The sequence below is a fragment of the Magnetofaba australis IT-1 genome (genome assembly GCF_002109495.1).
GTDB lineage: Bacteria > Pseudomonadota > Magnetococcia > Magnetococcales > Magnetococcaceae > Magnetofaba > Magnetofaba australis.
The window spans coordinates 67,555-91,638 of sequence record NZ_LVJN01000018.1 but is presented as its reverse complement, the minus strand read 5'-3'; the positions used below and the strand labels follow the sequence as shown (position 1 = coordinate 91,638).

Here is a 24,084-nt window from a genome sequence, read left to right as displayed (position 1 = left end):
TGGGTATCGCCATGGCCATGAGTCTTACCGATTTCGTTCGTAGATCAGTCGTAGCCCTGTGAGCGTGAGAAATTCATCGACTTTTTCAATGCGGCGGCTCTCCAGCGCGATCAAGCGCGCCAGTCCGCCCGTGGCCAGCACCGACAGCGGCGCATAACCGGCCTCCGCCTCCATGCGGTCAATCAAACCGTCCACCATGGAGACATAGCCCCAATACAGACCCGAGCGCATGGCGCCTTCGGTGTTGCGACCGATCACCGTATCCGGTCGGCCCAACTCAATGCGCGGCAGTTTGGCGGTCTTCTCAAACAGCGCATCCAGCGACGAGCCCGGCCCCGGCGCAATAACGCCGCCCATATAGGCGCCGTCGGGGGCGATCACATCAAAGGTCGTGGCGGTGCCGAAGTCCACCACAATGGCCGCCTGCTTGACCTGGTCAAACGCAGCCACCGCGTTGACGATGCGGTCGGCGCCCACCTCGCGCGGATTGTCATAGCGAATGGGCGCGCCAGTCTTCAGTCCCGGCCCCACCGTTAGCGGGGTCAATCCGGCATAACGCCGCAACGCGCGCACCAGCGCCGACTGAATCGGCGGCACCACGCTGGCGATGATCACGCCGCCCACATCGGAGAGTTCCGCATCGGACAACTTCAACAGGTTGGCAATAAGTATGCCGTATTCGTCGCCGGTTCGCTCCACCCGGGTGGCGATGCGCCAGTGGTGCAGCAGCTTGTCCTCTTCATACAACCCCAACACGATGTTGGTGTTGCCCACGTCGATCACCAGCAGCATGGCCTACATCACTCACTCAAAAGGTTCACATCACCAGCCAGCACGCGCCGCGCGACCTGCTCGCCATCGGCGATCACCAGGAGGAATCCATCCGCATCCAGATCCGTAGCGCAGCCTGTAAAAGAGCCACTCTCCAGATGAATGGCAACCCGTTTACCGCAGATCTGCGAACGCGCCAACCAGGGTTCTCGAATCGCAGCAAAGCCCCCATCCGCATAGCGCTGATCCCAGCGCGCTATCGCCCGCACAATGGCCGCCAGCAACTCAGCGCGGTCCCAGCGTCGCCCTGTGTGTTCATCCAGGGTTGCGGGGGGCACATTGAGGCCAGCGGGAAAATCCGCCGCGCCGCCGTGCACATTGACGCCGACGCCCACGATCACATGGTCCACCCGCTCCGGCTGGGCGGCCATTTCCGTCAAAATCCCGGCGACTTTGCGCCCATCCAACAGAATATCATTGGGCCACTTGATGGCCAATCCCGTAACGCCCAAATCGTTCAGCGCCTCGCCAATGGCGAGCCCGGCCATGAGGGTCAACTGCGCGGCGTAGCGCGGAGATATGGCTGGTCGCAGCACAGCCGAGAAGTAGAGATGGCGCCCTGGCGGCGAGATCCACCGGCGATCCAACCGACCGCGCCCGGCGCTCTGGGCGTCGGCGCAGCAGAGGGTTCCCGCTGGCGCGCCCGCCCGCGCCAGTCGCGCAGCTTCGGCGTTGGTGGAGTCTATGGTGGGAAAATAGTAATAGCGCTGCGGCAAAAACGGCCCGGCCTCGCGCAGCAATTCCGCCATGCGCGACGCCGTAGGGGCGTCGGCTTCGCGCAATAAGCGATAGCCGCGCCCGGGTAGGGATTCGATCTCAAACCCGGCCCCGCGCAGACGCTCAATGCGCTTCCACACCGCCGCGCGGCTCACGCCCAGCTGGTCGCCGATGCGCGCGCCGGAGAGGGGACCCTCCGCCGCGCGCAACGCCGCCAGCAGATCGGGATCAGAAGCGCACAAGCAGCGATACGTCCTTGTTGCCTGCGCTGTGGGTCAATGCGCCAATGGAGACCAAATCTACGCCGGTTTCGGCCACATCGCGCACATTGTCCAGATTGACATTGCCGCTGGCCTCCAGCAGCGCCTTGCCGCCGGCAATGGCCACCGCCTCGCGCATCATCTCCAGGCTCATATTGTCGAGCATGATGATGTGCGCCCCCGCCTCCAGCGCTTCACGCACTTGGGCAATGGTCTCGGTCTCAACCTCCACCCGGTGCAGGTGGGTCAACGCCGAGCGCATGGACTCCACCGCATTGGTGATGCTTCCGGCCAGGGCGATGTGATTCTCTTTGATCAGCACGCCGTCATCCAGCCCCATGCGGTGGTTGTGACCGCCGCCCACGCGCACCGCATACTTCTGCAACAGGCGCATGCCCGGGGTGGTCTTGCGCGTATCGACAATGCGGCAATCGAGGCCGTCGACGCGCTCCACATACTGGCTGGTGAGGCTGGCCACCGCCGACAGATTCTGGAAGAAGTTCAGCGCCACCCGCTCGCCGGTGAGGATGCCCCGCGCCGGGCCTTGGATGTTGCAGATGACGTTGCCCGCATGCACCCCAGCGCCGTCGGAGGCCTCCGGCAGAATGCGGATGCGCTCGTCGATCTGGCGAAACACCTCGCGCACCACCGGCAGTCCGCAGACCACCATATCCTCTTTGGCCACCAGCACCGCCTCGGCCTCGGCCCCGGCGGGCACGAAGGTGTTGGTGGTGATGTCGCCGCGCCCGATATCCTCAGCCAACGCGTTTTGCACAAAATCTGACCAGGGGGGAATCATGTTCATCTCACTCCACTCTCGAGGTCACCGTTAGGATCTTTGTCTCATATTATCAGACATCTGCATGGGGTTGGATAATGAAAGATATCGAGGGCTTTGCCCTCGAGCTCCCAACAACCAAACCGTGGGCTCCGCCCACACCCGCTGGGGGCGCGGCCCCCAGCCCCCGGAAAATCCCGCCATAAATGTCGGGATTTTCCACCTTTCTAATTGTACGGGATCACACGGCTGCGCACACATTAAGATAGCGTTGCTTATCACCTAGCTTCTGGCCGCATTGATGCGCGCCAACGCCTCGGAGACGCCTTCGGCCTTCTGCGCCAACTCCGCCTCCTTGGCGCGCTCCTTTTCCACCACTTCGGGCTTGGCCTTGTCCAGGAAGCTCGCATTGCCCAGCTTCTTGCGCACTTTAGCCAGATCGCCCTCCAGCTTGCCCAGCGCCTTCTCCAGACGCCCCGCTTCGGCGTCCAAGTCGATCAGACCCTTGAGGGGGATGAACAGACGCAACTCGTCCACCACCCCCGCCGCACAGCCATCCGGGGCCTCGCCTTGCAGCACCTCCCACTCGCCCACCTTGGCCAACGCCTTGAGCAGCGCCTCATGCTTGCGGATGCGCGCAAGAGCCTGCTCGGAACCGCTCACCAGCAGAGAGACCGGCTTGGAGGGGGGCACATCCATTTCGCCGCGAATGTTGCGCACGGCGGTGATCAACCCCTGCATCCAACCCACTTCGGCTTCCACCGCAGCATCGACGCTGCCCATGTCGGCCTCGGGCCAGGGGGCGAGCATGATGCTGGGGCCGTGCTTGCCCGCCAGGGGCGCCACCTTCTGCCACAGCTCCTCGGTGATGTAGGGCATCAGCGGATGCAGCAGACGCAGCGCCGCCTCCAGCACCCCCACCATGGTGTGGCGCGCGGCGGCCTTGTGCGCTTCGGAGATGCTCTCATCATAGAGCGGAATTTTGCACATCTCCAGATACCAGTCGCAGTACGTGCCCCACAGGAACTGATACACCGTGTTGGCGGCGTCGCTGAAGCGGTAGGCGTCGATGGCCTCGGCGGTCTCTTTGGCGGCGCGCTGGAACTGCGAGTGAATCCATTGATCGGTGGGCGAGAGAGGCAGATCGGTGGTCTCCAGGCCGCAATCCTTGCCTTCGGCGTTCATCAGCACAAAGCGGGTGGCGTTCCACAGCTTGTTGCAGAAGTTGCGATACCCCTCGATGCGCCCCAGGTCGAACTTGATGTCCCGCCCTTGAGTGGCGAGGCTGGCCATGGTGAAGCGCAGCGCATCCGTGCCAAAGGCGGGGATGCCATCGGGGAACTTGTCGCGGGTCTGCTTTTCGATCTTGGCGGCCAGTTGCGGCTGCATCATGTCGCGGGTGCGTTTGGTCACCAGCGACTCCAGGTCGATGCCGTCGATCAGATCCAGGGGATCCAAAATATTGCCCTTGGACTTGGACATCTTCTCGCCGTTTTCATCCCGCACCAGACCGGTGATGTAGACCGTGTGGAACGGGACTTCGCCGGTGAATTTGAGCCCCATCATGATCATGCGGGCGACCCAGAAGAAGATGATGTCAAACCCGGTCACCAGCACGTTGGTGGGGTGGAACTCCGCCAGCTCCGGGGTCTTCTCCGGCCAGCCCAGAGTGGAGAAGGTCCACAGCGCCGAGGAGAACCAGGTGTCCAGCACGTCGGGGTCGCGGGTGAGCTGCACCGGCTTGCCATATTTTTCCGCCGCCTGTTCGTAGGCCTCCTCTTCGCTGCGGGCCACGAACAGCGCGCCGTCGGGACCGTACCACGCCGGGGCTTGGTGGCCCCACCAGATCTGCCGCGAGATGCACCAATCCTGAATATTGCGCATCCACTCGAAGTAGGTTTTGGCCCAGTTCTCAGGCACGAACTTGATGCGGCCATCCTCCACGCACTTGATCGCCTCTTCGGCCAACGGCGCGGTTTTGACGAACCACTGGTCGGTCAGATAGGGCTCCACCACCGCTTTTGTGCGGTCGCCGCGGGGGACCATGAGTTTGTGGTCCTGGATCTTCTCCAGCAGCCCCATGGCGTCCAGATCTGCGACGATGCGCTTGCGCGCCTCATAGCGATCCATGCCCCGGAACGGCTCGGGCACGGTGTCGTTGAGGCTGGCGTCCACGGTGAAGATGTTGTGCATGGGCAGACCGTGACGCAGGCCCATTTCGTAGTCGTTGAAGTCGTGGGCCGGGGTGATCTTCACACAGCCGGAACCGAATTCGGGGTCGACATAGTCGTCGGCGATGATGGGGATTTTGCGGTCGGTGAGCGGCAGCGCGATCTCCTTGCCGACCAGATCCTTATAGCGTTCATCTTCGGGGTGCACCGCCACCGCCGAGTCGCCCAGCATGGTCTCGGGACGGGTGGTGGCCACCACCAGATGGCCGGAGCCGTCGGCGAAGGGATAGCGCATATGCCACATATGGCCGTTCTCCTCCTCGGAGATCACCTCCAGATCGGAGACGGCGGTGTGCAGCACGGGGTCCCAGTTAACCAGACGCTTGCCGCGATAGATCAGCCCCTCTTCATACAACTGAACAAACACCTCGGTGACGGCGTGGGAGAGTCCCTCGTCCATGGTGAAGCGTTCACGGCTCCAGTCGCACGAGGCGCCCAGACGGCGCAGCTGCCGCACGATTGTGCCGCCGGAGCTCTCTTTCCACTCCCACACCTTTTTGATGAAATCCTCGCGCCCGAGGTCGTGGCGGGTTTTGCCCTGCGCCTCCAGTTGGCGCTCCACCACCATCTGGGTGGCGATGCCCGCGTGGTCGGTGCCGGTCTGCCACAGGGTTTTGCGCCCCAGCATGCGGTGGTAGCGGATCAGGGCGTCCATGATGGTGTCCTGGAACGCATGGCCCATGTGCAGACTGCCGGTCACATTGGGCGGCGGAATCATGATGCAGTACGGATGCGAGGTGGCCTGATCGCTGGCGGCGAAATAGCCGGCGTTCTCCCAGGTTTCGTACCAGCGGCGCTCGACGTTGGCGGCGTCGTAGGTTTTCGGCAGAGTCGGTTCAGACATGGCGCGTACTCGATTTCGTGGTGGCGTCAATCACCGCCATCATGGCGGCGGGCGCAAAGGCAAAGGGCGCTCCCTTGGGGCGCCCTTTGCTGTGAAACGATACAGTGCTTGCGTTCAGGGCGCGTTGAGGATCTTATCCAGCTCCTCGCGTACGATGCGCTCCAACAGCTCCGGCAGCTGTTCGCGGATCATCTCTGTGGCCACGTCACGGGCCATTTCGAGGATCTGCGCCTGCTGTTCGTCGGTCAAATCCGCCGCTGATTCAGAGGCCTCTTCGGCTTCTTCCCCAGCTTCCGCTTCCGGCTCGGACTCTTCCTCGGCTTCCGCTTCCGGCTCGGACTCTTCCGCTTCCGGCTCGGACTCTTCCTCAGCTTCCGCTTCCGGCTCGGACTCTTCCTCAGCTTCCGCTTCCGGCTCGGACTCTTCGGCTTCCGCTTCAGGCTCGGACTCTTCGGCTTCCGCTTCAGGCTCGGACTCTTCCTCAGCTTCCGCTTCCGGCTCGGACTCTTCCGCTTCCGGCTCGGACTCTTCCGCTTCCGGCTCGGACTCTTCCGCTTCCGGCTCGGACTCTTCCGCTTCCGGCTCGGACTCTTCCGCTTCCGGCTCGGACTCTTCCGCTTCCGGCTCGGACTCTTCCGCTTCAGGCTCGGACTCTTCCGCTTCCGGCTCGGACTCTTCCGCTTCAGGCTCAGACTCTTCCGCTTCAGGCTCGGACTCTTCCGCTTCAGGCTCGGACTCTTCCGCTTCAGGCTCGGACTCTTCCGCTTCAGGCTCGGACTCTTCCGCTTCAGGCTCGGACTCTTCCGCTTCAGGCTCAGACTCTTCCGCTTCCGGCTCAGACTCTTCCTCAGCTTCCGGCTCGGACTCTTCCTCGGCTTCCGCTTCAGGCTCAGACTCTTCCTCGGCTTCCGCTTCCGGCTCAGACTCTTCCTCGGCTTCCGCTTCCGGCTCAGACTCTTCCTCAGCTTCCGCTTCCGGCTCAGACTCTTCCTCGGCTTCCGCTTCCGGCTCAGACTCTTCCTCGGCTTCCGCTTCAAGCTCGGACTCTTCCGCTTCCGCTTCCGGCTCAGACTCTTCCTCGGCTTCCGCTTCCGGCTCAGACTCTTCCTCGGCTTCCGCTTCCGGCTCAGACTCTTCCTCGGCTTCCGCTTCAGGCTCGGACTCTTCCGCTTCCGGCTCAGACTCTTCCTCGGCTTCCGCTTCCGGCTCAGACTCTTCCTCGGCTTCCGCTTCAGGCTCAGACTCTTCCTCGGCTTCCGCTTCCGGCTCAGACTCTTCCTCGGCTTCCGCTTCCGGCTCAGACTCTTCCTCGGCTTCCGCTTCAGGCTCGGGCTCTTCCTCGGCTTCCGCAGCAGCCGCTTCCTGCGCCGACTCCATACCCGACAGGTCCACCACTGCATCTACCGCAGCGGGCGCCTCTTCAGCAGGCGTCACAGGCGGTTCAACATCCCCCTCCTCCGCAGCGCCTTCAGAAGCCGCCGCGCGATAGGGCTCAAGCTCTTCGTCCTCTTCCGCCTCGTCGAGAATCTCCTCCAACGAAGCGAGAATCTCCTCCATGGTGGGGGTATGCTCTTCGGCCACCAGAATCCCCTTTCACGCCAGAATCAGAAACCAGTCGCCACGCACGCGCATCGCACGCTACGTCGCGCCCCCCAAACCGCCAACTTCTCAAGCTTACGCGTCCAGATCCGCCAACACCGCCTGCGCGTGCTCTTTCACCTTCACCTTGGGATAGACCTTAGCCACTTTCCCCGCGGCGTCCACCACGAAGGTGGTGCGCACGATGCCCATATAGGTCTTACCGTAGTTCTTCTTCTCCTGCCACACGCCGAAGGCCTGACACATATCGGTCTCCACGTCGGCCAGCAGGGTGAAGGTCAACCCCTTCTTGACGCGGAAATTGGTGTGGGATTTGGACGAATCCTTGGAGATCCCCACCACGCTATAGCCACGCTTTTCGAACTCCGGCAGCAGCGCTTGAAAATCCATGGACTCGGTGGTGCAACCGGGGGTGTTGTCCTTGGGGTAGAAGTAGAACACCGCCCCCTTCTCTCCCAGCAGATCTGTCAACGCCCACTCCTTGCCGTCTTGATCGGGCAAGCTCATCTGCGGCAATGCGTCTCCCACGTCCAACATCGTGCTCTCCTGTCAGGATGATCCACTCATGATAGCGAAATCAATGGGCGTTTTCACCAGCCCAACTGCAAACGCACCGCATCGAGCAGTTGCGTCACCAGTCCGCCCTCCTCCACCGCCGTGGCGGCCACCACCGGACGCTCCACCACCGACTCGCTGCCCAGCTTCACCACCAGACTGCCCAACTGGGCGTACTGCGGCACCGGCGCGACGATGGGATCGTCGTAACGCAAGCCCACCTCCAGCGAACCGCGCTGCTTGCGCGGAATGGTCACCACCACCGAATCGCGGATAACGCCGTTAACAGTCTGCTCGGCGCCTTTCCACACCCGCAGACTGCGCACCGGCTGCCCGGCTTCGAACAGACGCAGGGTTTCGAAGGTGCGGTTGCCGTACTGCAACAGACGCAACGCCTCCTCCTCGCGCACGCGGCTGCTCTCGGCGCCCATGATCACCGACGCCAGCCGCTGACCGTCTTTTTCGTTGGTGGCGATGAGGCAGTAACCGGCGCTGTCGGTGTGGCCGGTCTTCAAACCGGTGATGGTGGGATCGCGCCACAGCAGTTTGTTGCGGTTGCGCTGGGTGATGCCCGCGTAGGTGAACTCCTTGAGCTGGGAGTAGCGCTCCAGATCCGGGAAGTTGGCCACGAACGCGCTGGAGAGTTTGAGCATATCCCGTGCGGTGGTGTAGTGGTTGGGCGCCGGGAAGCCCGAGGCGTTGGCGAAGTGGCTCTGGCTCATGCCCAGCTGCATCGCCTTGGCGTTCATCAGGTCGGCGAAACCGGCCTCGGAACCGGCGATGTGCTCGGCCACCACGATGCTGGCGTCATTGCCGCTCTGCACCGCGATGCCGCGAATCAGATCCTCCACCCGCACCCGATCGCCCACTTTCACGAAGGTCTTGGAGCCCTTCATCTTCCAGGCTTTCTTGCTCACCATCATGGTGGAGTCGAGGGTCAAATCGCCATTGGTGATGGCCTCGTAGAGAATATAGAGGGTCATCACCTTGGTCAGGGAGGCGGGCGCGGCGACCTCGTCGGCGTTCTGCTCGAACAGAATCGCGCCGGAGTCCACGTCGCCGAGAATCGCCGACTTGGCGCGCACGGTGAAGGGTTGCGCCAGGGCGCTTTGCGCCAGCAGCAGGGAAATTGTCAGGGCGCTCAGCGCCAGACGCAGGGGATTGCTCATAAAAGAGATCATGACTCACACTTGTTTGGAATCGGGTGTTCGCAATCAGCCGCCGAGGCCGCAACGCGGCCTGCCAGACGACTCACTCGTTGAAGAGCACGCGCCCTTCGGGAAAACCCTTCTTGACCAGCGTTTGTACCATGTCGTCGGCTTTGGCGACAGTGGCGAAGGGGCCCATGCGGACCACATAGAGACGTTTGCCGTTTTGATCGCGCGCCAACACATGGGCGCGCCCAACATCCACCAGCTTGCGCGCCAACCGTTCGGCGTTACTGCGCGCCAGGAATGCGCCCACCTGGACAAAAGCGCCCGACGCGTTGGCCAGATCCGCCGAGGCCGGTTGCGGCGTCGGCGCCACCCGCGCGACCCGCTGCGCACTCTGTGCGCGCTTTAGCGGTTGCGCCTGTTGCGCGGCCATGGCGCGCTCTTTGGCGGTGGCTGGACGCCGCACGATCACCTGGGTCTGCGGACGGGTGGCCGCCGTGGCCGGACGCGGAGCCAGCGACGCCTGCGCCGTGGGTCGCCGCACCTGCCGCGCAGCGCCCACATGGCTCTGCGCCTCACGTTTGAGCGCTTCGATGTCGGCGTCCTTGGGCAGCGCCTCCACCCGCACTTTGGCGGTGCCCTTGACCGCATACCCCAGCAGCTTGGCCGCCGCATAGGAGAGGTCGATTTCACGATCCTTCACAAACGGACCGCGATCGTTGACCCGCACGATCAACTGGCGACCATTCTCCAGATTGGTGACCCGCACCCATACCGGCAGCGGCAGGGTTTTATGCGCGGCGCTGACCTGATGCATGTCAAAGCGCTCGCCAATGGCGGTGGGCTTGCCATCGAAATTGGGCCCATACCAGGAGGCCACGCCCACATTGACATAGCCTTCGGCGTCCTTGATGGGGCGATAGGTCACCCCATTGATCTCATAGGGCCGGGTTTTATCCGGCGGATAGCGCGGCTCTTTGGGCACGAGACTGCAACCGGCCAACACGGCGCCCAGCAGCCCGATCCCCACCACAATACGCGCGGCGCGGAAGATCATGCGTCGCTCCCTTTTCCCTGGCAAATTGCAGAGCGTTATGCGCTCTGCTGTTTTGGCCGCCGGTTATTGTTATATGGCGACTCTTGACCTGATTGCGCCTACTGGGCGCCGATGCGGCTGGCCAGCTCATGCGCGACCATGGCGAAACGGCGCGATCGGTTCCACGCCATCACCGTGGTGAAATTGTTAAAGACGACATGATAACGGGGCGCGCCGCGCTCCGCCAGTTTGATCAATGCGCTGGGCGTCGAATCGGGCAGAGACACCCCCGCTTCGGCCAGTTGCGCCCCGCGCCCGCGCCAGTGGCTCCAGGCAGTCAGTTTCTTCGGCGCGCTCACCACCAGAGCGTCCAGCTTGCGGTCGGCTTTCAGCGGCAACGTATAGAGTCCGCCGCGCTTCCAGCCATGGCTGCTCAAGTAATTGGCGATACTGGCCAGCACGTCGGGGGTGGAGTGGAACACATCCCGATGACCGTCGCCGTCGAAGTCCACCGCGTAGCGCCGCAGGGTGCCGGGAATCATCTGCGCCTGGGACATGGCCCCGGCGTAGGAGCCCATGGGCTCACGGGGATTCCACCCCTCTTCATGGCACAGGATGAGGAACTCATGGAGTTGTTTGCGAAAGAATGTCTGGCGACGTTCGTAGGTTTGCGACAGGGAGAACAGCACGCGTAGCACCGGATGGCGACCGGTATTGCCGCCAAAACGGCTTTCGATGCCCCACAGCGCCACCACCACTTCCGCCGGGACGCCATACTTGCCCTGAATTTTATTCAGCAGCGCGCGATGCTCGCGCAAGCGCGCGCGGCCTTTGCGGACCACGGCGTCGTTGATAAAGAGATTGCGGTATTCCCAGTAGGGCTTGGCTTCGGCCTGCCGGTCCATCAGACGGGCGGCTTTGGGGTAGGGTTTGAGTCCGCTGAGGGTCTGATTCAACCACGCGCGGGTGATGCCGTGTTTGCCGATCCACGGTTTGAGCCACGGGTTGTCGTCGACCACGTCGGCGCGCGCCTGAGGAACCAAAATGACGCTGAACAGTCCGAGTAAAATTGCGCAGATTCCGCCGCGCCAACCGCGCTGTGGTGTCGACATGAACGATCCCTGTTCCGTTGCAACGCCTTGACGTCACGCCCTTTCGGGCCAACCATGGGGGTTTCCGAGGGCGGCCAGATCCATCCGCCGCGCTCTTCAGACTCACCCCACACCATGCCGTATCCGCCATGGCCGCACAACCGTTTCTCCATCGTATTCGCCATTTGCTGCCCTATTACCGGCAGCATCGCTGGTCGTTTGCGTTCGGATTCCTGCTCCTGGCCGCCACCAGCATCACCGCGGCGGGAGTGCCCTATCTGCTCAAACTGGCCACCGAGGCGTTCGAAGCCGGCGCCGATGGTCAGATCATGCTGCCCTATGCCGCCGGCATGGCGGGACTGGCGCTGCTGCATGCCGGACTGCGCATCGCCGCGCGGCTGCGCATCTTCGGCGTTGGCCGCGAAGTCGAATACGCCGTGCGCGACGACTACCACGCCAAACTGCAAGAGTTGGACGCCCCCTTCTTCGCCAAGGAGCGGGTGGGCGATCTGGTCTCCCGCGGCACCAATGACATCACCGCCCTGCGCATGTTCATGGGCCCGGGCTTTCTGCAGGTCTCCAACGCCGCCATGGCTTATACGGTGACCCTGCCGCTGATGCTCGCGCTGGACCCCATGATGACGCTGATGGCGCTGGCGCCGTTTCCACTGGTGCTGTTCTCGGCGCGCAAACTGACACAGAAGCTTTATCGCCTAAGCCGCGCGGTGGCCGACCGCTTCGGCGATCTTTCGGCATTCGTGCAGGAGAGCGTGGCCGGAGCGGCGGTGGTGCGCGCCCACGCCCAGGAGGCCAGTTGGCGCAATCAATTCGCCGAGCAGTCGGAAATTCTCTATCAGAGCCATCTGGAACATGCGCGCTTGCAGGGGCTGTTCCAGCCCATGGTGATGTTCTCCGGCGGCGTGGGCGGCTGGATCATCCTCGCCTACGGCGGCCACCGAGTGGCGGCGGGCACCCTGACCATCGGTGATTTCGTCGCCTTCACCGGCTATCTGGTGCTGTTGATTCAGCCCACGGTGGGGTTGGGTTGGATTCTCACCGTGATGCAGCGGGGCTTGGCCGCCATCGACCGCATCAGTCTGGTGCTGAACAGCCACCCCACCATTCTGCCGCCCCAGAGCGCGCAGTCGCATAAGGACGCCCCCTTGCCCAAGCAAGCGGCGATTTCAGTACGGGCGCTGAATTTCGCCTACCCCAGCGCGCCGAACAAGGACGCCGACGCGCAGAGTGACGCCGCCCCCATCGATCCGCCCCACGCTCTGCGCGAGATCAATTTGGAGATCCCCGCCGGGGCTTTTGTGGGCTTGGCCGGGCGCGTGGGTTCGGGCAAATCCACCCTACTCAAATGCATGGCGCGGCTGCTGCCCAGCGCGCGCGACGCCATCGCCATAGACGGCTCCCCGCTGCTCGATATCCCCGAAGCGCGGCTGCGCAAACTGCTCACCATGACCCCGCAGGAGAGCTTCCTGTTCTCCAAAAGCGTGCGCGAGAATCTGCTCTATGGCGCCCCCGGGGCGCGTGAGGAGCTGGCGTGGCGGGTGGCTGAAGAGGCTGCCTTTGACGACGAAATCCGCCAATTCCCCGATGGCATCGAATCCCTGGTGGGCGAGCGCGGCATCACCCTCTCCGGCGGACAGCGGCAGCGCGCGGCGCTGGCGCGGGCGCTGGTCATGGACGCGCCGATTCTGCTGCTGGATGACGTCTTCTCCAGCGTCGACGCCCACACCGAGGAGTTGATCCTCAACAAACTGCAAGAACAGGCGGGGCAGCGCACCATCGTCATGGTGTGTCAGCGGGTGGCGGCGCTGCACCGCGCCGACGTGATTCACCTGATGGAGCATGGCCGCATCGTGGACTCCGGCCCCCATAGCGAACTGATGGCGCGCAGCGCGCTGTATCGCGATCTGCACCTGCAACTGGAGCGGGTGGAAGCGTTGGAGGCGTTGCGATGAGTCCCAAACCCGTTGCTGGCGTCACCGACGAGACCCGCTATGGCGCGGTGCTGGATCTGCGTCTGATGGGTCGATTCCTGGCCTACGCCATGCCGCACAAACGCTGGATCGCCCTGGCGCTGCTGCTGCTGCCGTTCGGCGCGCTGTTCCAGGTGGCGCAGCCGCTGCTGATCAAGATCGCCGTGGACGACCACTTGGCGGCGGGCCAGATGCAGGGCTTCAGCATGCTGCTGGCGGGGCTGGCGGGATTGATCCTGCTGCAGGCGGGGGCGGGCTATCTGATCTCGGTGGTCAACGCGCTGCTGGGACAACGGGTGGTGCGCGATCTGCGCCGCGCGCTGTTCGACCACCTCACGCAGATGGACGCCGGATTCTACAACAAGAGCGCCAGCGGTCGGCTCACCAACCGCATCACCAACGACACCGAAGCGGTGAGCCAGATGGTCAGCGCCGGGGTGATCCACCTCATCGGCGATCTGGCGCTGCTGGCGGCCATTGGCATCGCCATGCTGATGCTCTCGCCGCAGCTCACTATCGCCCTGTTCATCGCCACGCCGGTGTTGATCGTCGGCACCATCGTCGCTGCGCGCAATCTCCGCAAACACCAGCGCCGTGGACGTCTGCTGCAGGCGCAGATGGCCGGGCAATTCACTGAGGAGATCGAGGGCGGCGACGTGGTGCGTCTGTTCCAGCGCCAGCCCCACAACCGCAAGGACTTCGACAAGCTCAACCAGGGCTATAAGGAGGCCGCGCTGGTGAGCAATTTCTGGGAGGCGTTCCAGTTCAGTTTTGTGGAGACCATCTCCACCATCACCATCGCCGCCATCTTCCTCTACGCCGCCTACCTGACCGTGGACGACGCCGTCACCATCGGCGTGGTGGTGGCGTTTATCGACTACGTGCGGCGCATCTTCTTTCCCATTCGCGACCTGGCCTCCAAATTCACCACCATGCAGGCCGCCATGACCGCGCTGGAGCGCATTTTCGACCTGCTCGACGCCAAGCCCGCCATTGAATCGCCCGCCACTCCAGCCAGCGTTCCGCAGAGCATGCGCGGCCACGTGCGGTTGGAGGGTATCCACTTCGGCTATGATCCCAAAGTCCCGATTCTGCAGGGCATCGACCTGGAGATCCCCGCCGGAAGCTCCCTGGCCATCGTCGGCCCCACCGGCGCAGGCAAGAGCAGTCTGATCAAGCTGATCAACCGCATCTACGACCCGCAACAGGGGCGAGTGCTCATCGACGATGTGGACGTGCGCGACTACCCCTTGGAGGCGCTGCGGCGGCAGATCGGCGTGGTGCAGCAGGAGACCTTTCTCTTCTCCGGCGCTCTGGCCGACAACATCGGTTTGCGCGACCCAGCCATCTCCCGCGAACGCATCATCGACAGCGCCAAACGCACCGGCGCCCATGCGTTCATCAGCCAACTCCCCGATGGCTACGACACCCATCTGGACGAGCGCGGCGGCAACCTCTCCTCCGGTCAGCGCCAACTGTTGGGCATCACCCGCGTGTTGGCGTTCGACCCGCGCATTCTCATCCTCGACGAAGCCACCAGCTCGGTGGACGCCATCAGCGAGCGGCTCATCCAGCATGCGGTGGAGGAGCTGCTCAAAGAGCGCACCGCCATCATTATCGCCCACCGCCTCTCCACCATTCTTGACGCCGACTCCGTGGCGGCGCTATCGCGCGGGCGCATCGTCGAGCAAGGCGCCCACGCCGAACTCATGGCTCAGGATGGGCTCTACGCCCAGCTCTGCCGCTTGCAGTTCCAGTCTTTGCTGGGGCAAGCTGTTGATGCAAATTAAACGCTGAAATACACGGTTGGACCTTGCCGATTTTGGCGATGAAAGATATCGAGGGCTGCGCCCTCGAGCTCCCAAGATCAACAACCACACCTTGGGGCTCCGCCCCAAACCCCGCTGGGGGCGCGGCCCCCAGACCCCGCCGCCGACCAGTCGGCGGCCAATAGTCAGCGCAAGCCGGGCCTACGTCACGCAAACATTTTTACGTTCCGTGCAAGTTTGATCTGCATGGCGAGAACAAACTGAAAAGATTGAAAATCAGAGAAAATCAGACAGGAAGGTTCACGCTTGGAGCCGCGCGTGAGGCGTCAGACGTTCAGCCGCCCAGGCCGTCGTCTTCGCGCACCAGGCGGAAGCCCAGCGCGTCGCTCTGCGCCTGCGCCGCCACGCGATTGCGGTGCGCCACGCGGCAGGCGTTCACATGGCTGCGCCAGCTACCGCCACGGCAGAGTCGAATCTCGCCGTAAGCAGCGCCGCGCGGATTGCGGACCCCTTTGGCGCACTTCTCGTAGTAGCTCTCGTTGTACCAGTCCTCCACCCACTCCCACACGTTGCCCACCAGATCGTGCAGGCCCCAGGGATTGGGCGGCTTGCCGCCCACCGGATGGGTGTGACCGTTGGAGTTCTGCGCAAACCACGCATGCTCCGGCGCCATGGTGGGGTTGTCGCCAAACGGAAACACCGTCTGCGTCCCCGCCCGCGCCACATACTCCCACTCCGCCTCAGTAGGCAGACGGAAACGGTAGTTCTGCCCCGCCATGCGGATCAAGTTGCGGATAAACTGCTGGGTATCCTCCCACGAGACCTTCTCCACCGGACACTCGGCCTTGGTCTGGGAGAACTGACTGGTGGTGTTGCCCATCACCGCATACCAGCGCTGCCAGGTGACCGGGTACTTGGCCACCCACAACCCGGCGATCTCCACCTGGTGCACCGGCCCCTCGTCGGCGCGCCGACCGGGCACGCCGCGCGGGCTGCCCATCCAGAAGCGTCCGCCGGGCATCCATAGGAACTCCATGCGGGTGGCCGGTTCGATCCATACGTCGCCACGCTGACGATCCTTGGCCTCTTTCACAGGCTCCGGTGCTGGCGTCGCTGCGGCGGGCGCAGCGGCGGCGGGCTTTGCCTCAGGCTCTGGCGCCGGTTCCGGCTCGGGAGCAGGCGCAGGTTCTGGCGCTGGCGCGGCCGCCGGTTCCGGGGCCTTGGCGGCGGGCTTCTCCTCATCCTGCGCGCCAAATTCATTGATAGAGGAGATAAAGCTGCGCCAGGAGCTCTTTTTCTTCTTCGGCGGCGCCGGTTTGCGGCTGGTGCGCGGCTGGGTGTCCGAAGGCGCGCTGTCGCTCGACGTCTCCGCACTGCGCACCGGACGACGCGTGGTCGGCTCGGCCACGCCGCTATCCGGCCCCATGATCAACGGGCGCCATGCGGCGATGCTCTGCGGACGATCGGTCTCCATCACCTCAAGGCCGCGATCAATGGCTTTGAGGAAGCCCGGCGAGAAGCGCCCTTTGGCCGCCTCTTCAGCGGAGGGCATGGGGTCGGCTTCACTGCGCAGTTTGGCGGAGATGCGCAAGGCCGCATCCACCGGCTTGCGACCGGTCACACAGTGATACAGCACCCCGGCCATGGCGTAGATATCCGACCACGGGCCCTGGCGGTTGCCGCTGCTCTCGTACTGTTCAAACGGCGAGTAGCCCAGGGAGAGCAAGCTGGTCATCTGCTCGCCGGAGTTGGGCAGGGATTGCCGCGCGGAGCCGAAGTCGAGGATGACCGGGCTGTTATCCTCCTTGCGAATGAGGATGTTGGGCGGCTTGATATCGCGGTGAATGATGTTCTTTTTGTGCAGGGTTTCGATGCCCGAAAGCAGCGGCGGCAGGAGCTTTTTCAGCTCCACTTCCGGCAGAATCTTGCGCCGTTTGAGGTAGCTATCCAGCCCCTCGCCCTCGGCGAACTCCATCACCATATAGGCGGTGTTGGCGCTCTCAAAAAAGCTCATCACACGCACGATATTATCGTGGCGGAACTGCGCCAGAGTGCGCGCTTCAATGATGAAGCGCTCCAAGCCCCACTTGAAGGTCTTGTCATCTTCGGGCGAGTTGGCGCGCACGGCACCCGACCCATCAGCGGCGCGCGAAGCGTAGCCGGTAGGCAAGTACTCCTTAATGGCCACCGGCTGGTCGAGATTGGTGTCACGGGCCAAGTAGGTGATGCCGAAGCCCCCCTTGCCCAACACCTTGATGATCTCGTACCACAGCAGCCTCGCCCCGGCGGGGAGCGCGTCACTGAACTTTTTTGAACTCATATACCTTCAACAGATGCTCTTCGTCGCAATTCGCCAAACTTAGCGACTGATTCCCATTATGGCGTTGGCGACAAAACGTCCGCCGTTTGAATCAATTTGCCTGATTCAGGAGCGGACCTCAGCCCTCTCCACGGCCTATCGCCCTAACGGGCAAGCCACCTTACTCATTCTTTTTATTGATAACGCCCTCTTCAGCCAGGCGTTGCAGCGCGGCCGCCTGGTCCACCAACTCCTCTTCGGGCAAGTCCTGTTCCTCCTCCCCCAAAGAGACAATTTTGGCATTTTCAATGCTTTCTTGCAATGCCAACGCTTCGCTATCCAACTCAATTTCTTCATCATCGGGCTCATCGCCCAATCCATCCGGCAGCACGGGATCGTAATCGTCTCCATCATCCCAAGCGGCCAGCTCGTCGTCACTCCACTCCACCTCTTCATAATCGGCTTCTGCTGGCTGAGACTGAGCAAAAAGTACGCTCCAGGCCGCATGCAGACCATTTCTCGCCGCCAAATAGGTTCCCACCACCACCATGGCCCCACCGGAGAGCGCCGCCATGATCCATGACGGGGCATCGCCGCCGCCTTGCCAACTGGGGTCCACCAAGCGATTGGCGGAGGCTGGACCTGTCTTGCGCGCAGTGGCCGAGGCGTGATCGCGGGCGATGCGACGCACCTTCGACTCCGCGCGCGGGGCCACGCGCTGATTGGAGAGCGAGGAGCCCTGACGCTTCTTCTGGTAAGGCTTGGCGGCTTTGAGTCCGCCTTTGAGCCCTTTTTGGAGATTGTCCAGAGACATGGCCACGTCCGCGGTGTCGAGTCGAATCACGGGAATCGGCGCGCCATGACCGTGCGCGCGAACGCCCGGCAGACATGGTGAGCCAGTATCAGGCTTACATGCTCACACACCAGCCCGCAAGGTTTTGTCGCGTGATTATCGCGCCGACTTTCGCCCCGCGTCGCGCTCGGCGCTCAGGCGTAGATATCCAGGCGCTTGACCGCCTCGGAACTGGTGGGCTGTTGTGGGGCCTGGGCGGACTGCGTGGATTGCGCGGCCTGGGCGCTGCTGGCGTGGGAAACGCCCACCGCCTGCGCCTTCTGCAAGCTGGAGCCGTTTTGCGCCGGCGCCTGCTGATTGCTGGGCTGCTGGCGCTGAACCTGGCGCGCAGAGGTGGTCGAGGAGAGAGTGGAAACGCTGGAAATCGCCATAATACAACGCTCCTACAGAAGTGACGCGCGCACCGCGCGCCATTTGAACCACTGACTCTAAGATTAGCATAACCCTGAACGCACAAGCGAATTTTCCCTGCACGCCGCCTCCGCCATACGCCAAGCTCAATCCGTCACACGGGTCTCAAAACGGGCGATGTCGCCCAGACTCAGCGTCAACTGGTCACCAGGGTTCAGTGGCCCCACACCGGCGGGCGAGCCGGTCAGGAACACATCGCCTGGATTGAGGGTGAACACCTGCGAGGCCGCGCTCAGCGCCTCCCAGAGCCCCCAAAGCATCAGAGCCTGGTCCCCCTCCTGCCGGGTTTGACCATTGATCTGCAGGGAGAATTTCAGCGCCTCCGGCGCCGCCACCCGATCCGCCGGGATGAACGGCGCCAGCGGACAGGCGCCGTCAAACGCTTTGGCGCGCTCCCACGGCAGCCCCTTGTCTTTTAATTTGGACTGCACCTCGCGCAGGGTCAGGTCTAGCGCCAAGCCATAGCCGATCACCGCCGCCCGCGCCTGTTCTGGCGTCGCTTTGGCGAGCGGCGCGCCGATCAATAGCGCCAGTTCGATCTCATGCTGACACTCGCCCACTCCTTGGGGCAGCGCGATGGGGTCGCGCATGGTCACAAAGCTCTCGCGGGGTTTCATAAACAGCACTGGTTCGCTGGGCCGCTCATTGCCCAGCTCTTCAATGTGCGCGGCGTAGTTGCGGCCAATACAGACCGCCTTGCCCGGCGCGGGCGGCGCGGGTTGCTGCGGGGCGTCCAACCAAGCGTGCGCATAAACCATGACGATGCCTTTCGACTCTGCTAGGATTTTTTGCTTTCTTCCTCCGTGCGCCCATGCTCAGGCGGCGTATCTTAAAGTGAGTGTGAGACCCCGCCATGTCCAGACATTTCAAACGCAGCGCCAAAAAGGCCAAAGACAAGCAGTCCCGCAATCAGGAAGGCGCGCCCAGCAACAAGCAGACCCGCGCCCGCGCCGCCGCGCTGGCGCAAGGGGTGATGCTGCACCGGGAGGGGGATCTGGCCCAGGCCGAGCCGTTCTATGAACATGTGCTCAGTGAAGAGCCGCAGCACCCGGAGGCCAACCACCTGATGGGGCTGCTCAAGTACCAGACCGACCGCATCGAGCAAGCGGTGGGGCATCTGCGCGCGGCGGTGGAGGCCAAGCCGGAGCTGGCGGGCTACCGTATGAACTATGGCCGCGCGTTGAGCAAAAACGGCGAATTGGAGGCGGCGCTGGCGCAGTATGAGGAGGCCGCGCGCCTGGAGCCCAGCCTCCCCGAAGCGCGCCTACAGCAGGCCCTGACTCTCTACGACATGGATCGCCACGCCGACGCCATTGAGCGTTTCGACGCCATTCTGGCCGCCGCCCCCAATGATCCTGATGCGCTGGATGGCAAGGGCATGGCCTTGGCCCACCTGGGCCGCTTTGACGACGCCATCGACTGCTTCCGCCTCGCCGCTGAAACCCAACCCGGGGACATCGATGCGCAACTGCATCTGGCCAGCGCCCTGCGTGAAGCCGAGCGATTTGAAGAGGCCCTGAGGGCGTATGATACGGCGCTGGCCATCAACGACCAGTTGCCGCTGGCGCACCATCGACGCGGCGTCTGTTTGCAGGCGTTGGGACGACATGAGGAGGCGCAGCAGGCGCGCGCCCGCGGCGAGGAACTGGATCGCGCCCAGGCCCCGGAAGGGGTCTCCAACGCCTGGGATGACGTCCCCAACCCCAGCGCGCCAGGGTCAGAAGCGTAATCGTTTCAGCACAGCGCAAAGATCACAAGGATGCCGCCACGCCCTGGAGCGTCTGCCGCAACACCTGGCGCCCGCGCCAGAGGGTCATCTCGCGCCAGGCTGGCGAAGGCGGGTTGAAAAAGCGCTGCAACTGCTCCCGCGCGGCGACCATCTGCGGATCATCCGCTGCCAGCTCCAGGGCGTGGCACACATGGTCGGCGCGCAGCGCGGCCAGCAGATCCACAAACGGTCCGGTGCCGAACTCCAGGGTCAGGAAACTCAGCCGATCATCAAACGCCGCCAGCCAGCCGTAATCGGAGAGCCCCGAGCGCGCGCCAGAGACCGAATCCCCCAGCGCAGGATGGGTCACCGATTCCCCATGCCAGCGCAGCGCCCGCCGCGATCCAGGCCCGCCCGGCGGCAGATCGCAAATTAGCTCCCCATAGCCGTGCGGACCGATGCCGGTGTGCAGATCCAGCACCGCCACCAGACGCCGCTTGGCCAAGCCCCAGTCAAGCCAGAGCTGCTCCAGGGTTTGCCGTGACCAACTGGGCGCGTCGCCGCCGTAGAACAGTCCATGCCGGTGGCGATACTGTCCCCCGGCCACCGCCACGTCGTAGGCGATCTCGCCATGCTGTTTGCGATAGGCGGCCAGGCGCGCATCGGCGCGGCGGATGGCGTCGGGCTCCAACGAGGTGGGGACCAAGGCGTCGCTCAGAGCGTCATAGCCGGGGTTGGACGGCGGCTCGGCGGAAAAATCCACAAAATTACGATTCAGGTCCACCCCGTCTTCATTGGCGCGCCGCCCCCAGGAGTAGCCGTAGGGGTTGACCCCATGCACCACGATCAACTCCACGCCGCCAGGCAGCGCATTCAAATCGGCGTGGCGCAGCAGGTCCAGTTGAATCGCCGAGCCCACCGGCCCCTCCACCCCATGGGTGGCGGAGAGGACCACCACACTGGCCAGGGCGTTATCCGAGCCCCAGCGCGCCACATCCATGGCCAGCTCCTCCCCCTGCAATCCGACAGGAGGATTCACATAGCTGGCCTGTGCGCCGCCCGCCGCTTTGGCCGTCTGCACAAACGCCGCCCGCGCCGCGGCGTAACCGCCCTCAGGGAACAACGCATCGCAGATCTGTGCCGGGTCCGGCGCATCAGCGAAAAGCGGTAACGGAGCGGGACTATCCATGGGTGGCCTCAATGCGGCGGATGAACTCTTTGAGCACGGCGGCGTACAGATCCCCTTTGAGAATCTTGTCCTCCACGCCGTAGTCGATATTGGGGTTGTCATTCACTTCGATCACGAATACCCCGTTTTGGTTCTGCTTTAAATCAACGCCATACAGCCCATCGCCCATGAGAGCGGCGGCGCGGCGCGCGGTCTCCACCACTTCTGCGGGGGCGCCATCCACGGACAGAGTGCGAAAATCGCCCTCGTCCACGCCGCCATCCTCGCGATGGTGATAGATCTGCCAATGGTTGGGCGACATCATATATTGGCTGGCGAACAGGGGTTTGCCGCCCAGCACGCCGATGCGCCAGTCGGACTCAGTGTACATGAACTCCTGCGCCAGCAGCAGTCGGGAGTGGACAAACAGCTTCTGCGCCCCGACCAGCAGATCACTCACACTCTGGGCTTTGATCATCCCGCGCGAGAATGAGCCGTCGGGAATCTTCAGGACGATGGGCAGCCCCAAGCGCTCGGCCAGACGTTTGGCCTCAGCCTCGTCGAAGCGATAACGGTCCAGCACCTCCGAACGCGGCGTGGGAATTTTGTGCGCATGCAGCAGTTCGTGCAAGAACGCCTTATTGGTGCAGCGCACGATGGAGCCGGCGTCATCGATCACCGGCAGCCCCTCCTGCTCGGCTTTGCGGGCGAAGCGGAAGGTGTGGTGGTGGGTGGCGGTGGTCTCGCGGATAAACAGCGCATCGAACGCCGGGATGCGGTGAAACGCCTTGGCGGTGATCAACTCCACGCGCATGCGCAGCGCCTGCCCGGCCTTGATGAACGCCTCCAACGCTGCGGGGTTGGAGGGCGGCAGATCCTCCTTTGGATCATACAGAATCGCCAGATCGTACAACGGGTTATTGCGGCTGGGTTTGCGCCGGACTGGCAGACCGGTGAAGCGCAGCAGACTGGCTTCGAACAGCGCGCGTTCGCTCTTGCGCACTTGATGCAGCCCCATGGGCTTGAGCCCGCTGACGCGCAGCCGGTCGCCTTTGCGCTGCGCGCTCACGCGCATGAGCGGATAGCGAAACACTTCGAACAAACGCCGCCCCAGCGCTGAAAATACGCTCAGCTCGGTTTGGCCGAACATCACCGGGATGGTCAGGCTTTTGGCTGCGGTCTGCGACTCATCCAGCGCCGCCCCGGACAGCGCCTCATCCAGCTCCGGCAGCAGGAAAGCGTAGAGCGATTTGTGCGACAGATCCAGAATATCCGCCATGGAGGGCAGCGCGATCTCCTTGCGCGCCTCGGCGAACAGCGAGCAGTAGTAGCCGCCGCTGAGCGCCTGATAGTGGCGGCACAGATTGATGACGCGCCCGGCGCCCTTGCGCCGTTTGGGTTTTTCGCCTCGCGCCAGGTAATCCTGCACTGTCAGCAACTCCAAGCCATGGTCGGACCACTTCCAGTCCTCCATCTGGTCCAGCACCACCGTATAGCGTTGCGCCATCGCCTATGACTCCAACTTGCCCAACCAATTCATGAAAGAGGGGATCTCACCGCGAGCGCCCCCGTTGCCAAACCTGCTTATACAGACCTTCGTGGCCGCAGGAACAGCGCCGCCTGTTGTCTGGCGCGGCCGTAGCGCATCATGCGGGCGAAATCCTCGCGGGGAATCGGGATGCCCATGCAATCGGTGGCGGTCAGACTGTGCGCCGGATCCATGTCCGGCTCATGCACATAGACATAGCGTTCGTCGATGGCCGCCAACGTCACCCAGTGCGGCGCCTTGCCGCCGGAGAGGCGATAGGCGCTCACCAGCACCAACCCCGCCCACCCGGCGCGCAACGCCGCCTCCAACTCCTCAACCGTCAGCGGCGCATCGTCCACCGACGCCCCCGCCTGCGCCAGCTCCGCCAGGAAGCTCTCCTCCACCAGCCGGATGACCGCTTTCTTGTCGGCGTCGCGCACCGAGTCGGCAAACAGCCCCTCGGCGCCGCCGCCCACCGCACGCACCCGCGCCTCAAACCCGCGCGCCAGCGCCGCCACCGCCAACCCGTGGGGACCACAGCCGCCGTGGCCGGAGGTCATATAGATGGTGGTGGCTTCGCGCCACAGACGCAGCTCCAAAGCGCGGTCCAGGCTCATCCCCACATCGAAACCGCCCATGGCCATCATCAGCGCCGCCGGACCGCAGGTAAACGGCAACGTTTGCGCATAGTAGGGCCACGGCGTCTCTTCCGGCGACAGGTGGCGCAGCAGGGACTTCTGCAGACGCAGCGCCTCAGTGTGGTCTTCGTAGTAGTCCGGGTAGTGGTCGAACACGCGGTAACCCTGGGCCTGATACAGCCCGATGGCGCCGACGTTATCGGCGCGCACCTCCAGCCGCATCCACGCCGCGCCCTGCCCCAGCGCGCGCGCCTCCAGGGCCGCCAGCAGGCGCTTGCCCAGCCCCTGCCCGCGGGCGTTGGGGGAGACCGCGATGGAGTAGATGCGCGCCAGCCGCGCGCCGCGTCGATAGAGGGTCAGGCCGTACCCAAGGATGGCGTCACCTTGTGCGCTGTCGTCGGCGACGTCGACCAGAAACTCCACATGGCCATGTTGCAGGAAGTGACGAAAACTGCGACGGCTGAGTCTGTCGCTGGAGAAACAGACGTTCTCCAACGCTGCCAGGGCGTCGAGATCGGCAAGGATCGCCGGTCGGATCACGGGGCATACAGGGGAAGGAACATCTCCGGCGCCGCCTTATTCATTCAGGAGGAGAGCGACCGCGCCAGCGCATCGCGCCGGTGCGA

19 protein-coding genes are annotated in these 24,084 nt (G+C 63.7%); 3 read left to right on the top strand and 16 right to left on the bottom strand.

What is annotated here, in order from left to right:
- Nucleotides 1-24: 24 nt before the first annotated feature.
- The 9 genes from MAIT1_RS06620 to MAIT1_RS06580 all read right to left on the bottom strand — a co-directional run bounded on the left by MAIT1_RS06620 (nt 25) and on the right by MAIT1_RS06580 (nt 11,117).
- Entirely contained in the window at nt 25-792 is a 768-nt protein-coding gene (locus MAIT1_RS06620; protein WP_085441509.1) for a type III pantothenate kinase, read from the bottom strand.
- An 8-nt stretch (nt 793-800) separates the two neighbouring features.
- Nucleotides 801-1,790 (bottom strand): biotin--[acetyl-CoA-carboxylase] ligase, encoded by a 990-nt coding sequence (locus MAIT1_RS06615; RefSeq protein ID WP_085441508.1) that lies wholly within the window; start codon nt 1,788-1,790, stop codon nt 801-803.
- A complete protein-coding gene (gene nadC, locus MAIT1_RS06610; RefSeq protein ID WP_143814755.1) occupies nt 1,777-2,607 on the bottom strand; it encodes a carboxylating nicotinate-nucleotide diphosphorylase in 831 nt (276 codons plus the stop codon). Before nadC ends, MAIT1_RS06615 begins: the two co-directional genes overlap by 14 nt.
- A 261-nt stretch (nt 2,608-2,868) precedes the next feature.
- Nucleotides 2,869-5,646 carry a valine--tRNA ligase gene (locus tag MAIT1_RS06605; RefSeq protein ID WP_085442010.1) on the bottom strand — a complete coding sequence of 926 codons (2,778 nt, stop codon included), beginning with the start codon at nt 5,644-5,646 and terminating at the stop codon, nt 2,869-2,871.
- Nucleotides 5,647-5,775: 129 nt separating this feature from the next.
- On the bottom strand, nt 5,776-7,242 hold the full coding sequence (locus tag MAIT1_RS06600; RefSeq protein WP_085441506.1) for a hypothetical protein: 1,467 nt from the start codon (nt 7,240-7,242) through the stop codon (nt 5,776-5,778).
- Nucleotides 7,243-7,335: 93 nt separating this feature from the next.
- Nucleotides 7,336-7,797, bottom strand: a complete 462-nt coding sequence (gene bcp / locus MAIT1_RS06595) for a thioredoxin-dependent thiol peroxidase (protein WP_085441505.1) — start codon at nt 7,795-7,797, stop codon at nt 7,336-7,338.
- Nucleotides 7,798-7,850: 53 nt separating this feature from the next.
- Nucleotides 7,851-8,984: a D-alanyl-D-alanine carboxypeptidase family protein gene (locus tag MAIT1_RS06590; protein WP_158089349.1), complete on the bottom strand. Its 1,134-nt coding sequence runs from the start codon at nt 8,982-8,984 to the stop codon at nt 7,851-7,853.
- Nucleotides 8,985-9,066: 82 nt separating this feature from the next.
- Entirely contained in the window at nt 9,067-10,026 is a 960-nt protein-coding gene (locus tag MAIT1_RS22440; protein ID WP_085441503.1) for a septal ring lytic transglycosylase RlpA family protein, read from the bottom strand.
- A gap of 98 nt (nt 10,027-10,124) precedes the next feature.
- Nucleotides 10,125-11,117, bottom strand: a complete 993-nt coding sequence (locus MAIT1_RS06580; RefSeq protein WP_085441502.1) for a lytic murein transglycosylase — start codon at nt 11,115-11,117, stop codon at nt 10,125-10,127.
- Nucleotides 11,118-11,245: 128 nt separating this feature from the next.
- On the opposite strand from MAIT1_RS06580, the gene MAIT1_RS06575 reads away from it, so the two are divergent.
- Together MAIT1_RS06575 and MAIT1_RS06570 are read left to right on the top strand one after the other, a co-directional pair.
- Nucleotides 11,246-13,066, top strand: a complete 1,821-nt coding sequence (locus MAIT1_RS06575; RefSeq protein ID WP_085441501.1) for an ABC transporter ATP-binding protein — start codon at nt 11,246-11,248, stop codon at nt 13,064-13,066.
- Nucleotides 13,063-14,874: an ABC transporter ATP-binding protein gene (locus tag MAIT1_RS06570; protein ID WP_085441500.1), complete on the top strand. Its 1,812-nt coding sequence runs from the start codon at nt 13,063-13,065 to the stop codon at nt 14,872-14,874. The genes MAIT1_RS06575 and MAIT1_RS06570 overlap by 4 nt, the downstream gene beginning before the upstream one ends.
- A gap of 313 nt (nt 14,875-15,187) precedes the next feature.
- Here MAIT1_RS06570 and MAIT1_RS06565 read toward each other — a convergent pair whose 3' ends face one another.
- From MAIT1_RS06565 to MAIT1_RS06550, 4 genes are all read right to left on the bottom strand, one after another.
- The gene (locus MAIT1_RS06565) at nt 15,188-17,173 is read right to left on the bottom strand and encodes a bifunctional serine/threonine-protein kinase/formylglycine-generating enzyme family protein (protein WP_085441499.1); all 1,986 of its coding nucleotides are present in this window, start codon (nt 17,171-17,173) and stop codon (nt 15,188-15,190) included.
- 160 nt (nt 17,174-17,333) lie between these two features.
- On the bottom strand, nt 17,334-17,966 hold the full coding sequence (locus MAIT1_RS06560; protein ID WP_143814699.1) for a hypothetical protein: 633 nt from the start codon (nt 17,964-17,966) through the stop codon (nt 17,334-17,336).
- Nucleotides 17,967-18,139: 173 nt separating this feature from the next.
- Complete coding sequence (locus MAIT1_RS06555) at nt 18,140-18,376, bottom strand: hypothetical protein (RefSeq protein ID WP_085441497.1); 237 nt, start codon at nt 18,374-18,376, stop codon at nt 18,140-18,142.
- Between the two features lie 126 nt (nt 18,377-18,502).
- Nucleotides 18,503-19,174: a fumarylacetoacetate hydrolase family protein gene (locus tag MAIT1_RS06550; RefSeq protein ID WP_085441496.1), complete on the bottom strand. Its 672-nt coding sequence runs from the start codon at nt 19,172-19,174 to the stop codon at nt 18,503-18,505.
- Between the two features lie 95 nt (nt 19,175-19,269).
- On the opposite strand from MAIT1_RS06550, the gene MAIT1_RS06545 reads away from it, so the two are divergent.
- Nucleotides 19,270-20,145, top strand: a complete 876-nt coding sequence (locus tag MAIT1_RS06545; protein ID WP_085441495.1) for a tetratricopeptide repeat protein — start codon at nt 19,270-19,272, stop codon at nt 20,143-20,145.
- Between the two features lie 22 nt (nt 20,146-20,167).
- Here the strand turns inward: MAIT1_RS06545 and MAIT1_RS06540 are convergent, their stop codons facing one another.
- From MAIT1_RS06540 to MAIT1_RS06530, 3 genes are all read right to left on the bottom strand, one after another.
- Nucleotides 20,168-21,313, bottom strand: a complete 1,146-nt coding sequence (locus tag MAIT1_RS06540; protein WP_158089348.1) for a M14 family metallopeptidase — start codon at nt 21,311-21,313, stop codon at nt 20,168-20,170.
- Nucleotides 21,306-22,799, bottom strand: a complete 1,494-nt coding sequence (locus MAIT1_RS06535) for a RimK family protein (protein ID WP_085441493.1) — start codon at nt 22,797-22,799, stop codon at nt 21,306-21,308. Before MAIT1_RS06535 ends, MAIT1_RS06540 begins: the two co-directional genes overlap by 8 nt.
- 77 nt (nt 22,800-22,876) lie before the next feature.
- A complete protein-coding gene (locus MAIT1_RS06530) occupies nt 22,877-23,998 on the bottom strand; it encodes a GNAT family N-acetyltransferase/peptidase C39 family protein (RefSeq protein WP_085441492.1) in 1,122 nt (373 codons plus the stop codon).
- Nucleotides 23,999-24,084 lie beyond the last annotated feature (86 nt).